Origin of the sequence: Streptomyces milbemycinicus (assembly GCF_002154605.1) — a bacterium.
Lineage (GTDB): Bacteria > Actinomycetota > Actinomycetes > Streptomycetales > Streptomycetaceae > Streptomyces > Streptomyces milbemycinicus.
In genome coordinates this window covers 1-921 of record NZ_MUNE01001300.1, presented here as the reverse complement: position 1 = coordinate 921, position 921 = coordinate 1, and the positions used below count along the sequence as shown (strand labels likewise).

Genomic DNA, 921 nt, shown 5'->3' with positions numbered 1-921 from the left:
GCGGGTGAAGAAGTGCACGCCTTCGGTGCTGTAGGGGCTGCAGCCGCGGTGAGGGCGCCGCCGTTCGCGCGACGACGGCGGCCCCACGGTAGCCGTAGTGTGGCGCGAGCCGACCCTGAGGGTCTGACAGCCCTGGTCTACCTGCGCCGGCCGAATCACAGCGACGTGCTCCGGCCGGACGGGTCCCTGACCATGAGGCGTGCCACCCCCCAGTTCTCGAACGCGTGCCTGAACAACAGGTACTTGGCCTCCGTGTTCATCCCCGACCCCTGGGCGGACGGCGCGAGCCAGGTGAACCCGACCTCAATGGCGGACAGCCCCTCCCCTTGCGGCCACAGCCGCGGATCCCAGTAGGCCGTGGCCCCCACCGCCCGCCCCGACACCCGATCCACCTGCGCATATGGTGCCAGCTTCCCAGCAGCGGCACGCGCAAGCTGGGCATCGATATACCCTTCGACCTCGGCCGCCGTGGGCACCCAGGTGAACCGGTACGAACTGCGGTCCTCGTCCGCCGCCACCGCCAAATCCGCCGCATGACGATGCTCCAAAGGCTCCAGACGCACCAGCCCGCCTTCGAGAACCGGTCCCTCCAAAATGAAACCCATCGATCGCCACTCCCGCGTCGGTACAGACTTGCATGAGGCCGCTGTGGGCCCGACCCCGCAGCGTTCCAGAACCATCGCCTCATGTCGCGCGAAATTCCATGCAGCGTGCCCCGTCACAGATCCCTCCTGGGCCTGGATCTGGCCTCGGACGCCGACCCTCCGCCCCGACACCGCCCCGACCACGAACAGCCGATGAGCCATCCGTCCCCGCCCGCCGAAGCCGACCTGACCGCCGAGCTCCGAAGCAGGGCGACAAGTCAGCTCAGCCGGAGCAGAAGCGACGGCTCTGGCACGGATGACCGGGGCGGGCCGACGG

Annotated in this window: 1 pseudogene; it reads right to left on the bottom strand. The window is 69.2% G+C overall.

From position 1 onward, the window contains the following. Positions 1-167: 167 nt before the first annotated feature. A pseudogene (locus CCN51_RS52735) lies at positions 168-605 on the bottom strand (GNAT family N-acetyltransferase); the annotation flags it as partial. Between the last annotated feature and the right edge of the window lie 316 nt (positions 606-921).